The 12,836-nt window shown below is 66.3% G+C and carries 16 protein-coding genes; 10 read left to right on the top strand and 6 right to left on the bottom strand.

Going from position 1 to position 12,836, the window contains the following annotated elements:
- The first annotated feature begins 1 nt into the window (after position 1).
- The 6 genes from KYK29_RS19210 (at position 2) to KYK29_RS19185 (ending at position 3,618) form a co-directional block, all read left to right on the top strand.
- Positions 2–478, top strand: coding sequence for a Na+/H+ antiporter subunit E (locus KYK29_RS19210; RefSeq protein WP_254692512.1), 477 nt, complete (start codon positions 2–4; stop codon positions 476–478).
- Positions 475–837: a cation:proton antiporter gene (locus KYK29_RS19205; protein WP_254692511.1), complete on the top strand. Its 363-nt coding sequence runs from the start codon at positions 475–477 to the stop codon at positions 835–837. Before KYK29_RS19210 ends, KYK29_RS19205 begins: the two co-directional genes overlap by 4 nt.
- Positions 834–1,193: a monovalent cation/H(+) antiporter subunit G gene (mnhG, locus tag KYK29_RS19200; protein WP_254692510.1), complete on the top strand. Its 360-nt coding sequence runs from the start codon at positions 834–836 to the stop codon at positions 1,191–1,193. Before KYK29_RS19205 ends, mnhG begins: the two co-directional genes overlap by 4 nt.
- A 375-nt stretch (positions 1,194–1,568) precedes the next feature.
- Positions 1,569–2,006, top strand: coding sequence for a Ros/MucR family transcriptional regulator (locus KYK29_RS19195; RefSeq protein WP_254692509.1), 438 nt, complete (start codon positions 1,569–1,571; stop codon positions 2,004–2,006).
- Between the two features lie 303 nt (positions 2,007–2,309).
- Positions 2,310–2,786 carry a helix-turn-helix domain-containing protein gene (locus KYK29_RS19190; protein ID WP_367881008.1) on the top strand — a complete coding sequence of 159 codons (477 nt, stop codon included), beginning with the start codon at positions 2,310–2,312 and terminating at the stop codon, positions 2,784–2,786.
- A gap of 22 nt (positions 2,787–2,808) precedes the next feature.
- Positions 2,809–3,618, top strand: a complete 810-nt coding sequence (locus KYK29_RS19185; protein ID WP_254692508.1) for a DUF6456 domain-containing protein — start codon at positions 2,809–2,811, stop codon at positions 3,616–3,618.
- A gap of 16 nt (positions 3,619–3,634) precedes the next feature.
- Here KYK29_RS19185 and KYK29_RS19180 read toward each other — a convergent pair whose 3' ends face one another.
- Complete coding sequence (locus tag KYK29_RS19180; RefSeq protein WP_254692507.1) at positions 3,635–4,054, bottom strand: SufE family protein; 420 nt, start codon at positions 4,052–4,054, stop codon at positions 3,635–3,637.
- A 148-nt stretch (positions 4,055–4,202) separates the two neighbouring features.
- Entirely contained in the window at positions 4,203–4,637 is a 435-nt protein-coding gene (locus tag KYK29_RS19175) for a DUF5330 domain-containing protein (protein ID WP_254692506.1), read from the bottom strand.
- Between the two features lie 505 nt (positions 4,638–5,142).
- Here KYK29_RS19175 and KYK29_RS19170 point away from each other — a divergent pair.
- From KYK29_RS19170 to KYK29_RS19160, 3 genes are all read left to right on the top strand, one after another.
- Complete coding sequence (locus KYK29_RS19170; protein WP_254692505.1) at positions 5,143–6,696, top strand: sensor histidine kinase; 1,554 nt, start codon at positions 5,143–5,145, stop codon at positions 6,694–6,696.
- Positions 6,668–7,366 carry a peptidoglycan-binding domain-containing protein gene (locus KYK29_RS19165; protein WP_254692504.1) on the top strand — a complete coding sequence of 233 codons (699 nt, stop codon included), beginning with the start codon at positions 6,668–6,670 and terminating at the stop codon, positions 7,364–7,366. The genes KYK29_RS19170 and KYK29_RS19165 overlap by 29 nt, the downstream gene beginning before the upstream one ends.
- A 153-nt stretch (positions 7,367–7,519) precedes the next feature.
- Positions 7,520–7,897: a DUF1491 family protein gene (locus KYK29_RS19160; protein WP_254692503.1), complete on the top strand. Its 378-nt coding sequence runs from the start codon at positions 7,520–7,522 to the stop codon at positions 7,895–7,897.
- A gap of 42 nt (positions 7,898–7,939) precedes the next feature.
- Here the strand turns inward: KYK29_RS19160 and KYK29_RS19155 are convergent, their stop codons facing one another.
- Positions 7,940–8,893, bottom strand: a complete 954-nt coding sequence (locus KYK29_RS19155; RefSeq protein WP_254692502.1) for a DUF2336 domain-containing protein — start codon at positions 8,891–8,893, stop codon at positions 7,940–7,942.
- A 357-nt stretch (positions 8,894–9,250) separates the two neighbouring features.
- Here KYK29_RS19155 and KYK29_RS19150 point away from each other — a divergent pair, with 357 nt between their 5' ends.
- Positions 9,251–9,451, top strand: coding sequence for a hypothetical protein (locus tag KYK29_RS19150; RefSeq protein ID WP_254692501.1), 201 nt, complete (start codon positions 9,251–9,253; stop codon positions 9,449–9,451).
- Between the two features lie 22 nt (positions 9,452–9,473).
- Here KYK29_RS19150 and KYK29_RS19145 read toward each other — a convergent pair whose 3' ends face one another.
- From KYK29_RS19145 to KYK29_RS19135, 3 genes are read right to left on the bottom strand one after another with little or no spacing between them, the layout of a single operon-like run.
- Positions 9,474–10,022, bottom strand: coding sequence for a DUF1254 domain-containing protein (locus tag KYK29_RS19145; RefSeq protein ID WP_254692500.1), 549 nt, complete (start codon positions 10,020–10,022; stop codon positions 9,474–9,476).
- Complete coding sequence (locus KYK29_RS19140; protein ID WP_254692499.1) at positions 10,015–10,608, bottom strand: DUF1214 domain-containing protein; 594 nt, start codon at positions 10,606–10,608, stop codon at positions 10,015–10,017. The genes KYK29_RS19145 and KYK29_RS19140 overlap by 8 nt, the downstream gene beginning before the upstream one ends.
- Before the next feature lie 30 nt (positions 10,609–10,638).
- Positions 10,639–12,810 carry a transglycosylase domain-containing protein gene (locus KYK29_RS19135; protein ID WP_254692498.1) on the bottom strand — a complete coding sequence of 724 codons (2,172 nt, stop codon included), beginning with the start codon at positions 12,808–12,810 and terminating at the stop codon, positions 10,639–10,641.
- Between the last annotated feature and the right edge of the window lie 26 nt (positions 12,811–12,836).

Genomic DNA, 12,836 nt, shown 5'->3' with positions numbered 1-12,836 from the left:
GATGCGGCTGTTTCTGGCAAATGTGGTGCTCGCGCTGCTGTGGGCGGCGTTTTCCGGCAGCTTCACCGCGCTGAACTTCGCTTTCGGCTTCGTGCTCGGCGCTTTCGCGCTGGTGCTGATCCGCGGCCATGCGGGCTCCCGCGGTTATTTCATGCAGGCATGGAAGATACTGTCGCTCGTCCTGCTGTTCTTTCGCGAACTGGCGCTTTCCGCCTGGAAGGTGGCGATTCTGGTGGCCAGCCCCCGCATGGAGCTGAAACCCGGCATCTTCGCTTTTCCGCTGACCGTCGACCGGGACTTCGAGATCACGCTGCTCGCCAATCTGATCACGCTGACGCCCGGAACGCTTTCCGTCGACGTTTCGGCGGACCGGCGCGTCCTCTACGTCCATGCGCTGGACTGCTCCGACCCTGCCGCCGCGCGACGCGATATCGCCAACGGCTTCGAGAAGAAGATCCTGGAGGCCTTCCGCCGATGAGCGCCGTAACCGTCATTTCCGCCGCCTCGGCATTCGCGTTGTTCATGATGTGCGCGGCCTTCTTTCTCACCGTCTGCCGGGTGATCAGCGGGCCGACCCTGCCGGACCGTATCGTCGCGCTCGATATGCTGGTGGCGATCGCCATCGGCTTCATCGCCGTCGTGGCGATCCGGACGGGCTTCACGCTTTATATCGACGTCGCCATCACGCTGGGCCTCGTCGGCTTCCTTGCGACGGTCGCCTTTGCGCGTTTCCTGATGACGCAGGGCATGCAGCCGGGTGAGGAAGGACCGCCGGACGCGCCTCCCGGCAGAAGACGCCGGGCCGGCGCGGCGCGGGCGGGGAGGAAAAGCCGATGACCGGGATGCTGCTGGCGCTCCTTGTCGCCGCCATGCTGGTGGCGGGCGGGATCTTCACCTTCCTCGCGGCGCTCGGCCTCCTGCGCCTGCCGGACGTCTACACGCGCATGCACGCCGCCTCCAAGGCGGGAACGGTCGGTTCCGGACTGATGCTTCTTGCCGCCGGCATCCATTCGCTCGATATCGTCGTCTTCGCCCGGGCGATCGCCGGCTTCGTCTTTTTCATCCTGACGGCGCCCATCGCCGCGCATCTGGTGGCCAAGGCCGCGCATGAGGCCGGCTACAGGCTGACGCGTTTCACCGTGCTGGACGAGATGCGCGATGCACGTGCGGAGCGGAGTAAACGCCGGGGCTAACGCTCCCTTTACTATGTTCTCCGTTGTTTGGAAGTAGCACGGACATTAGGAATGGATTATTTTCGAATGTCCGTGCTTGTCCTTATTTTATCCAAAATAATATTGGACATTGTTTTCAGAAATGATATTTCAGGCCAAGTAAAGCATCGATGATGAATTCTCTTTACCCCTGAATTCCTGCTTAGGTTGAGTTATCGCGGAACTCTTGGTTGAGTGGCGTGTGTCTTGACAAGAAGTTGTCGGGGGCCGGGTGGCTGTGGTGGGTGATTGAACTTCGCGCTGATCGTTCGCGCGCCGGAATCCGGCATATTACCGCATGAATTTTCCGGCCGGCTGGGAAGTGTCGGCCACTTTATTGTCCGATAGGAGAAAGACATGACCGAAACCACCGTTGGAGCCGGCTCCAACCTACTCGTCGAGCTGACCGCCGACATCGTCGCCGCCTATGTCGGCAACCATGTCGTACCGGTCGCCGAGCTGCCGGGACTGATCGCCGATGTCCATGCCGCGCTCAACAACACCAACCAGCCGCTGGCTGCGGTGGAAGCCCCGGTCGCCCAGGAAAAGCCCAAGCCGCCGGTTCCGGTCCGCAGGTCCGTCCAGAACGACTATATCGTCTGTCTGGAAGACGGCCAGAAGTTCAAGTCGCTGAAGCGCCACCTCATGACCCATCACGGCCTGACGCCGGAGGAGTATCGCGAGAAGTGGGACCTGCCGGCGGATTATCCGATGGTCGCGCCCGCCTATGCCGCCGCCCGTTCGCGGCTCGCCAAGGAAATGGGCCTCGGCCAGCGCCGCAAGAACAAGACGTAGTCGTCGGCAGCCGCCGATGCGGCGGGACGGACGAAATCGTCAGCAAGAGGCCGGGGTCGCAGATCCCGGCCTCTTGCGTTCTGGAGGGGCCGAACAGACCGCGAAATCGCCGTCCGCCGTTTCGCCGCGGATTGCAGCCCGGAAAGGGCGGGGAAGCGACATTGGAAAATATACCTATATTTGGGGGATGGGCATTCGGGATTATTGAGGATATTCAAGGAATGAAGTGAGGGAGCGTCTTCCGTCTTCCCCGGTCACCCTCCAAGGTGTATGAATAAATTCCTATAAATGGAGGGGTCTTTCATGCATCAGTCCATCGTTGCGGCCAACCATCCCGGAAGGGCTGCCTTGCCTGCGAATGCGCCGGAGGGCGCGGCCCCCGAAACCAAGACCGTCCCCGGACGGAAACGGGTCCGTGCGGCCCGTCCGCTCGCTTGCCCCGCCGTTCTTTCGCTGCCGCCGCGCAACACCTGCCGCATCGTCCGGCAGATCGTGCTGGAGGCGGTGGGGCTGGCCTCGGAGCCGCCGGTCCACCGCCGCGACAGCCGCCGCCATATCTGCCATGTGCGCCAGATCGCCATGTATGTCTGCCATGTCGTGCTACAGCTTTCCCTTTCGGATATCGGGGCGGCCTTCGGGCGGGACCGCACCACGGCGGGCCATGCCTGCAATGTGGTGGAGGACCGGCGCGACGATGCGGCCTTTGACGATTTCGTCGCCACGATCGAGCGGCTCGTCGTGGCGGTCTTCGGTCCGGCGGGGTTTGGCGGCCATGATTGAACGGAAAGGCGGAAAACCGGCCGTGACAGGCCTTCCGGCCGGAGCCGAGGCGGCGGCCCTTGCGCGCCTGTTGCGCCTCTTGCTGCGCGGTCCCGCCCTGCTGCGGGATGGCGATGCGACGCTTTCCGCCGCGGACGGCAAGCCTCTCGCGGTGGCGCGGGAGGTGGCGGAAGAGGCGCTGCGTCTCGGCCTTGCCCATCGGTCCGAAGGGCGCATTCATGCCGGCGCGTCGGCGCGGACCTATCTGAAGCGGCAGCTTTGCGAGAAGGAAACGCCTTTTGCCGACCAGCATCGCGTGCTGGAGACGGTGACGGTGCTGCGCGACGGCCACCGCGAGCGGGCGCTGGTCAACCGGCTGGAATCGCCGCTTGCGGCTCTGGCGCGGCTGAAGGAGAAATCCGGTGCGCCCTACCTGCCGGAAGCGGCCATTGCGGCGGGCGAGCGCCTGCACGCCGATTTCATGCGTGGCGGATTGCAGCCGCGCATGACCATGAACTGGGAGCCGCGCATCGCCGGTCGTCTCAAGGGGGAGGCGGGAGCGGGGCGGGAGATCGCCGATACGGCGCTTGCCGCCCGGGCTCGGGTGGCAAGCGCCGTCGAGGCCATGGGACCGGAGCTTTCCGGCATCGCGCTCGACGTCTGCTGCTTCGCGAAGGGGCTGGAAACGGTGGAGCGGGAGCGGCAATGGCCGGCCCGTTCCGCCAAGCTGATGCTGCGGACGGCGCTCCTGGCGCTTGCCCGCCACTACGCGCCTCAAAGCCCCGTTCGCCGCGCCCATGCCTGGGGCGGAGAGGGTTTCCGGCCGGACGCATCGGGGTTCGGGGGCGGATGACCCGCCCGCGAACGCCTCAGGCGGGAACGTAGCGGCCGGCCTCCTCGCGGATGCGGCGCACCATCGAGCGCAGGCCGTTGGCGCGCTGGGAGGACAGATGCTCGACGAGGCCGATCTCGTTGAAGGTGTCGATCGCGTCGAGCCGGCTGATCTCCGACGCGCGCTTGCCGGAATAGATGGCGAGGACGATGGCGACGAGGCCGCGCACGATATGGGCGTCGGAATCGCCCTCGAAGGTCAGTTCCGGATCGGCGCCGGAGCCGATGTGGCTGACGAGCCAGACCTGGCTTGCGCACCCCTGCACCTTGTTCTGGGCGGTGCGCTGGTCTTCCGGAAGGTCCGGCAGGGTCTTGCCCAGTTCGATGACGTAGCGGTAGCGGTCCTCCCACTCGTCGAGAAAGGCGAAGTCGTCGATAATGCCGGCAAGCGTGGTCATGTCAGTCCCCGAACGGTTTCATCCTGATATAGGCGAGGCGACGGCGGATTTGAACCGCAAAGCCGGGCAAAAAGAACGCCGCCGGGAAAAGGCTCCGGGCGGCGGTTGCAGGGACAACGAGTTGGCAGGCATGCGATTCGTGGGACCGTCAGCCGTTGCGGTCGGGCCGGCGGGTGGGAATGGCGATGGTGCCGGTGACCAGCCTGTCGGCCTCGATTACGGCCGATGCGGTTTCCGGCAACGGCTGATCGAGCGCCTCCGTCCGGGTGGCCTCGGCCTCTGCCGTGGCGGTGACGGTGTCCTCGTCGGCGAACTGATGATCGAGGAACTGATAGGCGATCAGCGCGCCCTCACGGGCCCGATGGCCGAGCGCCACGAAGGTTTCCGAGCCCTTCCGGCAGACGTCCGGCTTTTCCAGGCACAGCGCCGTCAGATAATGGACTGCTTCGCTGGCGGCGGTGAGAGTATCGCCGATCTCGACGGCCGGGCCTCTTTCCAGCTTGGCGGAGGATTCCGCGTTCAGGAAGGGGAGCAGGACCAGAACCAGTGAGAACCAGAACGTTCCCTTGATCAGAAACCACATCGCTTGCCATCCTCTTTCTATCCCGAACCGGACCCTTGCGGCTCCCGCCGGCAAAATCCCGTTCGAACCATGATGCGAGACTAGCGCCGGGAAGGAAATTCCCCTTTGCGGGAATCATTCGGGTTTTGCCCATATTTGAATAAAATTCGAACGATCGGGGTGATGACCGGGATTTGCGGCGGATTTTAGCGATCCGCGTTAAGGATGATGGCGGACGGCGGCGGCCGAAGCGCCCGGTTTGCCGGCAAAGGCCGTCCGCGCGGCGTGCCAAACTTCTTAACAAGAACCGAAAAATGCCATGAATTGAGGCGCTTACCCCCTATTAACCACGCTTCGCGAATGCCGCTCCATTTGGCCCGAAATGGGACTTTTCGGGCTTTCCCGGCCCTTTCCGACCCCTGTCGTTTATCCTTTCCTTAAGCCGCCGGTGCGATTTTGGACCCAGATAAAAAACGAAGAACAGCAGGGTTTTGCGTTGCGCCAATTCACCACCATCACTGACAGAATGGCTTCCCGTCTGGGCGCCGTTGCCGGTGGCGGCGGTGTGCTGGCGGCGGGAAGCCGGCCGGCCACGCCTCTGCGCGTGGCGTCGCTGGCGCTGCTGGCCGGCGTCCCCGGCCTGCCGCTCGTCCTGTCCACCGTCCTGCCGGCGTCCGCGGCCCTTCCCGCCGGCGTCGCCTTCGCCGGCGCGGCTGCCCTGCTTGCCGCCGCGGCCACCTCGGCCCGCCGCCGCAAGGCCATCGTTCCGCAGGCCGTGGCGGAGGATCGCGACCCTCGCAAGCCGGAGCCGGTCTCGCCCTATGACCTCTTTGCGGGCCTCGTGACGCTGCACGACGCGCGCGGCTATGTGACCTCCGTGCACGGGCGCGACCGCGCCGGGGCTTTCGCCTGGATGCGCGATCCGATGGGGCGCGGTTTCATCGACCAGATCCATGTGTCCGACCGTCTCGCCTTCCTGGCGGCGATCGACCGCCTGCGCCAGGGCGGCGAGCAGGAGACTGTCGACCTGCGTCTCGACCGGCCGCGTCTCCAGCCCGATGCCGACCAGTTCGCGCATATGCGCGTGGAAATGACGGCGCACCGGACGGCCGATGGCGTCCTCAAGGCGGTCGTCGCCCAGTCGCGCGACATGTCGGGCGAGGCGCTGGCGCGCAGCGAGACCGCCCGCAAGGCCGCCGAGGCGGAATCGGCCAATGACGCCAAGACCCGCTTCCTCGCGGCCGTCAGCCACGAGTTGCGCACGCCGCTCAACGCCATTCTCGGCTTCTCCGACATCCTCGCCGGCGAATATTTCGGCAAGCTGGAGAACGACCGCCAGCGCGAATATGTGGCGCTGATCCATCAGTCCGGCAGCCATCTCCTGTCGGTGGTCAATACGATGCTCGACGTCTCCAAGATCGAGGCGGGGCGCTACGAACTGATCGCCGAGTCCTTCCCCGTCGCCGACAGCGTGCGCACCTGCGAGCAGATGCTCGGCTTGCAGGCCCGCGAGAAGGGGCTGACGCTGACGAGCCGCGTGCCGCGCGCCCTTGGCGAGGCTGTCGCAGACCTGCGCGCGGTCCAGCAGATCCTCATCAATCTGGTGGGCAACGCGATCAAGTTCACCGATCGCGGCGGCGTCGTCACCATCGATGCGATGCGCGAGGGGAGCGATCTCCTGCTGGTGGTCAGCGATACCGGCATCGGCATTCCCGCCGACAAGCTCGACGCCATCGGCCAGCCCTTCATGCAGGTGCAGAACGAATACACCCGCAAATACGAAGGCACCGGCCTTGGCCTGTCGCTGGTCAAGGGGCTGGTGGCGCTGCATGGCGGCGGCTTCTCGATCCACAGCGAGCCGGGCCAGGGCACGGTGATCACCGTTCGCCTGCCGGCCGACGGCTCCGGCATGGTGCGCGACGACGAGACGCTTGCGGCTGCCGCCCCCGTGGATTTTCCGCCGCGCTTGACGCCGGCGGCCCAAACCGTCTACCCCCTTGCCCATGCGGCAGGAGATGACGAAGCCCCGGGCTTCACGAAAGCAAGGAACGATGAGCGCGCGCGCCAGAAAACAGCCTGAACGGCGCTCGCCGGGCAACGGCGCCCGTGGCGGCCGTCTCCGGCAAGAGGCGCGGCCGGGCCTGCTGACGGCCGCTCTTGCCGGCGTGGGGCGGTTCGTGGTGCGTCATCCGGGCGCGATCGGCGGCGTCTGCGCCTTCGCGGTCACCTTCTCCTTCGTGGCGGCCAATGCGCTCTGGTATCAGCCGGGCGGACATCCCGCGCCGATCCTGCGGATGCGCACCGCCGACAACTCCCTCGGCTTCACCGCCACCAAGCCCGATCCGAAAGACGTCACCACCTTCGTCATCGAGCGCGCGGACGCGGACCAGCCGCTGCCGGAAGTCGTGGAGATCACGCCGGCCGAACGGCCGTTCGACGAAGTGGCGAGCAATGCCACGGCTCCGGCCGATCCCGTGGCCGCGGCGATCCGGCAGGCGGAAGCCGATCCGGCCGTCACATCGGCGGTCGAAAGACCGGCCCCGGCCGTGGCTCAAATCTCCGACGATCTCGTGATGAAGATCCAGAAGGGACTGAGCAATATCGCCTATGCGGATATCGCCGTCGACGGGCTGATCGGCGAAAAGACGCGTTCGGCGATCCGCCATTTCGAGAAGCACTATCGCCTGCCGGTGACCGGGGAACCGAACGGCCGGGTGCTCGCCAAGCTGAAGGATATCGGCGCGCTTTAGAGCATTTCCAGCAAACGTGCGCAGCGGTTTTGCGTCCGGGAATGCGGCTCCATCAAAGAAATAGAGCGGCGCTGCCGATTCCGTGAAAACCGGAGACGCTTGGGATCGCCAGAGGCCGTTGCCTCGTGACGCGCCGGCCTGTATGTCCGGCCCATGCGCCTTCGCACCGACCTTTTCGTCTCCGCCCTGTTGCGCCGCGTCTTCGCACGCGGCGATTATGGAGCCGTGGAGCGGAAGGGAGCGGAGGAAGCGGGCGCGCTCTTCGTGCGCCAGATCCGCCGCGACGGCGGCGAAAGCCTGTATGGGCCGGCGCCGCAAAGCCTGTTCGATGATGACGACGGCGGCCGCCGGCTGTTCGAGACCCGGCTTTCGCAGGTGGAGCCCGAACGCATCGCCGAGGCGCTGGCCCGCGAGCAGCGTTTCGATGACGACCTGTGGATCGTCGCGCTGGAAGCCGAGGATATCGGCGATCTCATCGATTTCGCCGGCGAAGAGACGAAGGATGACGGGTTCTTCCGCACACGGCGATAGGCCGGGCATGTCCAGCCGGGGCGAGAGCGCTTCGAGGTCCGGTCAGCCGGCCACGGCGCGGCTGCGGTCGGCGAGGGGGGAGGGCGCGTCCGCGCTGTTGGCGGCCTGCGGCAGGCTGCCGCCATTGCTATAGCAATCGGCCCGTCGCCAGCTTTCCACCCGGTCCACGGCCATGGCGGCGTCGATGCCGGTCAGCAGCGCCTGCCCGTCGTTCTCCGTAATATGGGAATGAAGCCGTGCAAGGATGAAACGGCAATCGTCCGCCGGCACCGCCAGCGCCAGCAGCGTCTCGGCCAGCTGCCGGCCGGAGAGGTCGAGCAGGATGCGCTCGGACAGCCACTGGCTGGAGGAAAGCGCGTCGGCGAGCGCGACGGCCAGCATGCCGGTCTCTCTTGCCCGCGCGAAGCGCACGAAGAGCGCCTGATGCATTTCGCTGGCCGGCGCAAGCGGCGGCGGGCCGTTTTCGGCGGGCCTTTCGGCCTGCATCAGGGCGCGAAGCTCGTCCCGCACCGCTTCCTCGCGTGCCAGTCGCTCGGCCTGGTGGCGGGTGGCGATGCGCTCTTCTCCGCTTTTCCGGCTGTGGGTCTCATGGTGGCGGTCGACAAGCGCCTCGACGATCTTCGGCGACAGGCTGGCGCGCCGGGCGACGGCGCGCGCGTGATCGGGTCCGGTCGTCTCCAGGATGTGCAGCAACGTCTCGTCGCCAAGCGCCGGCGCGCGGGTCAGGAAAAGGGCGGCGACATCGATGGGCCGGGTGCCGATGAAACGGGCGGCGCGGTCCGGCACATGCGGGCTTTGCGACAGCGCGGCGACGGCCTGCCGGCGGGCGTCTTCCGAGGAGGCCTGGTACAGCGGCTCGAACAGTTCGGAAAACTGCTGCATCTCCGCGCGGGAGGGAAAGCGCAGGCTCTCGAAGCTGGAGACCGTCGCCATCAGCACGATATCTTTCGGCCGGCCCTTTTGCAGCCTTTCCAGATCGCGAAACCGTTCCGCCACGAAGCACCCTGTCGTCCCTGGCGCAGCAGCCTTTTACCGTGCGCACCGATGATTGATGAAAATTAGAGCAGAAACGTTAGCGGGCCGTTAACCCTGCTGCGGGGGAAAGGTGAATGTTTACAGGAAATTGCCGCCGGCCGGGACGGCGTGCGCGGCTGTTTTCGGAAGGTGGGCGGAAGCGCGCCGGCCGTGCGGAAAACGCCGTTAACAGCCTGTTAACCATGGGGCCATAAATTTCGGACGCCGGATCGCTCCCCGCGCGAGCGTGTGACAGGAACCGGCGAAGCCCGCTATCGACGGGCGGGGTGGATATTGTACAGTGCTTCATCCGTCTCGAACCTTTTCGTGGAGGCGAGAATGGCAGAGATCGTACAGATAAGGGAATGGATGGCGCGGCAGACGCGGCGCGAAACCTTTTCGCCCGTCTTCGGACCGGCGGAAGTGCTGTTTTTCACCGGGGTGCGTTACGAACGGCAGACGCCGGGCGTAATCGCCAGCCGGCTGAAGGCCCGCAAGAAACAGGCGGCCGAGATCGAGCTTCCCTCGCACAACAATTGAGGGGCGAGCGGTCGCCGGACGGCTATTCCGGAACGAAGGCGTCGCAGGCGGCGCCGGCGAGGAAGGTTCTGGCGGCCTCGCGGCGGCTTTCGGCCGGGATGAAGGTGCGTAGCACCGCATAGCCTTCCTCGCCCCGCATCTCCACAAGAATGCTCTGCGCCAGCGTCTCCGGCACCGCCTTGCGGACGGCGATGAGTTGCACCGGCGTGGCGACCAGCACATCCAGCGCGCCGCCGACCGAGGTCCGGTCGCTCATGCTGAAAACCTCGTTGGAGCCGCTGTCGTAGACGGCAAGGGACCAGAACGGCACCTCGCCGGCGGCAAAGAGGCGCACCGGCGCCGTGCCGACGGAAAAGGCGCAGACCGCCGACTTCAGCGCCGGATCGTCGTTGGCCGGCAGGACGCCGTCGGAGCGGTCGGAAAGCGCGAAGAAGCGGTTCGCCTCGCCGAAGGACTGGACGCGGGTATAGGCGTCGCGGCCGGTGAAGCTTGGCAGGGCGAGGATGATGACGATGTGCAGCAGCGCCGCGCCGATCAGACCCACGAGGAGGGCGTAGAGAATGCTACGCATCGGCGCACCCCAGCCGGGTGATCCCCGGCATGGCGAGATCGACGACCCCGGAACTGCCGGCCGTCGGCGTGTCGAGCAGGGTCATGACGAGCATGAAGGCGGCGCTGCCGGAGGGCACGGCGAGCCAGTTGCCCGCCGTCGCCGCCGCCGCGATATCGATGACGAAGGAGCCGTCGGGCTCGCGCAGCACCGTCCAGGCGTTGAGGCCCGCCGGTAGGCCGTCGCGCAAGGCGGGAAGCGGATTGCCGTTACGGTCGGCGGCGTGCAGCGTCCAGAGCCGGGCCGGCGGCGTCAGCCCCGCAATGCGGTAGCGGCAGCGCTCGCTGAGCCGGCGGCCCTCACTGTCGCGGGTGGCGGCGAAGACAAGGCCCTCGGCGCTGCCGAAAAGCAGCCTGCCGTCGCGCGCCCGGTGGGCCTTCGCATAGGGATCGGCGTCGACGGTCTGGGCCGTGGGAAAGGCCGTCCACGGTCCGAGCGCGATGGCGCCGAAACCGACCGTCGCCCGCAGCGCCCAAAGGGAGCCCGTCACGCCGAGGCCAAAGGCGACGGCAAGTGCGATGGCGATGACGAGCGGAATGCGAAACAATGCGGGTTCACCGTCCGAATCAGGTTGACGTCAATCTGTCCGCTTTGAAACGGCGGCGTCAAGCGCGGCCACCCGGCCCCCGCTTTCGAGAGGGGCGGCTTCGCGCAAGCGGCGGCCGATATCGCGGATAAGCCGCGTGACGTCCGGAGACAGCGTGCGCGGGCGGACGAGCCGGGGCAGGGGATTGTCCCCGTCCTTCGCCGTTGTCGCGGCCACCCGCTCGCCCGCCGCCGGCAGCGGCTTCTCGATGCCGGGAATGGGACGCAGCTCTATGCCCTGATGGGCATAGTCCATCAGCCGCTTGAACGTCATCGCCGGAAGCGAACCGCCGGTCATGTTGTTGGTCGAAGTGTAGTCGTCGTTTCCGAACCAGACGGCGGTCGTATAATTGCCGGTGAAGCCGACATACCAGGCATCCCGATAGGCCTGGGTGGTGCCGGTCTTGCCGCCCGAGACGATGCCGCCGTCGAGGGCCGCGCGCCGCGCCGTGCCGCTGACGGGAATGGTGACGAGTATGCGGTTCATCGACGACATCGCCTCTTCCGACAGCACCCGTTCGGGCGGCGGCGCATCGCGGCTGAAATCGTAGAGGATGTCGCCATCGTAGTTCATGATCTGGCTGATGCCGTGGCGGCGCGATTGCAGGCCGCCCGCCGGGAAGACGGCATAGGCTGCCGCCTGATCGAGCACCGTCACCTCGGACGTGCCGAGCGGCATGGTCTTGTCGGTGCGGATCGGCGTCTCCACGCCCATCGCCTTCGCCATGTCGGCGATCCTCTGCGTGCCGAGCTTCTCCTTGGCCAGCCGGACGGGGACGGTATTGATGGAGCGGGCGAGCGCGCTCAGCAGCGTCACGCGGCCGGCAAAGCTGCGGCCGTAGTTCTGCGGTGACCAGTTGCCCCAGTAGATCGGCGCATCGACGATGGTCGTTTCCGGCGTCATGCCGGCCTCCATCGCCGCCGCGTAGGTATAGACCTTGAAGGAGGACCCCGGCTGGCGCAGCGCCCTCGTGGCGCGGTTGAACTGGCTTTCGCCATAGTCGCGCCCGCCGACCATGGCCCTGACCGCGCCGCCGTTCTCGACCATCACCAGCGCGCCCTGCCGGACGCGGTAGCTCTCGCCATATTGGCGCAGCGAGCTTTCCACCGCTTCTTCGGCCGCCGCCTGGAGCCCCATGTCGATCGTCGTGCGCACGACGAGCGAATGCTGGGCAAGCGGCTTTGCGATGCGGCGCACCTCCTCGAAGGCCCAGTCGAGGAAGAAGTCCGGCGCCGTCTTCTCGTTGCGGTTGATGACGCTTGCCGGATTGCGCCTTGCAGCGATCACCTGGCCCTCGGTCATCAGGCCGCCCTGCACGAGATTGGTCAGCACCTCGTTGGCGCGGGCGCGGGCGGCCGGCAGGTTGACGTGCGGCGCATAGCGCGCCGGCGCCTTGAACAGTCCCGCCAGCATGGCGGATTCGGCAAGGTTCACATCGGTCACGCTCTTGCCGAAATAATATTGCGCCGCCGCCGCCACGCCGAAGGTGCCGCCGCCCATATAGGCGCGGTCGAGATAAAGCCGCAGGATTTCCGTCTTCGAAAGGTTCGCCTCCAGCCACAGCGACAGGAAGGCCTCCTTGATCTTGCGCTCGATGGTGCGCTCGTTGGTGAGGAACAGGTTTTTGGCGAGCTGCTGGGTCAGCGTCGAGCCGCCCTGCACGACGCTGCCGGCGCGCGCGTTCTCGTTCATGGCGCGCGCAAGGCCGAGGAAGTCGATGCCGAAATGGCTGAAGAAGCGCCGGTCCTCCGTCGCCAGCACCGCCTTGATCAGATGATCCGGCAATTCGTCGACGGGTACGGAATCCTCGTGGATGATGCCGCGGTGGCCGATCTCGGCGCCGTAGCGATCCAGAAAGGTGACGGCGAAATCGCCCTGCGCGCGCCAGTCGCCCTTGGTTTCCTCGAAGGCCGGCAGCGCCAGCGCCAGCAGCAGCACGAAACCCGCCGTGCCGAGGTTCATGCCCTCGCCGGCAAGCTCGAAGACCGCCTTCTTCCAGCCCTTCACATGGAAGCGGCGGAAGAAGATGGTGATCTCCTCCCACAATTCGCCCGCCCGGAAACCCGCGTTCCAGACCGTCGAATCGATCCAGGAATCGATGCGCAGCAGGATGTGCCGCTTTCGCCGCCCTGGTTTGCCGGGTCTCTGGCTTTCGTCTTCCACGTATCGCGCCTGCCATGACAAGAAAC

Source organism: Shinella daejeonensis (genome assembly GCF_024281235.1).
GTDB classification, from domain to species: domain Bacteria; phylum Pseudomonadota; class Alphaproteobacteria; order Rhizobiales; family Rhizobiaceae; genus Shinella; species Shinella daejeonensis.
This window is presented reverse-complemented; position numbering and strand designations above follow the sequence as displayed.